The following is a 247-nucleotide window of genomic DNA, read 5'->3' as shown; positions in this document are numbered from 1 at the left end:
GATGGTGCTGTCGGCGGCGGAATTGACCAGGCGCGTCCAGCTGGCACTGGCCACCAGCGCCCAGTTGCCCCCCAGGGGGAAGTGGAAATTCTGGCTCAGGGTGAAGTTCTGCATGCCACCGCTGGCGTTGTACTGGCCAATGCCGGAAGCGAGGGACTCCTTGGCGTCGACGCCGAAGAAGGTCTGGCTCTGGCGGCCATCGGCGAAGTGCAGGGTCAGGTTGTTGCTGCCAATGATGCCCAGGCCC

The 247-nt window shown here is 64.8% G+C and carries 1 protein-coding gene; it reads right to left on the bottom strand.

Annotated features, from left to right (window positions below; all coding sequences use genetic code 11):
• The coding region (locus tag SB725_RS33120) for a MipA/OmpV family protein (RefSeq protein WP_410923689.1) at nt 1-247 on the bottom strand (247 nt) is incomplete at both ends.

The organism is Pseudomonas sp. SIMBA_041, assembly GCF_046535095.1.
In the GTDB taxonomy this organism is placed as follows: Bacteria; Pseudomonadota; Gammaproteobacteria; order Pseudomonadales; family Pseudomonadaceae; genus Aquipseudomonas; species Aquipseudomonas mucoides.
The sequence above is the reverse complement of the archived record's forward strand: the minus strand, read 5'-3'. Positions and strand labels throughout refer to the sequence as shown.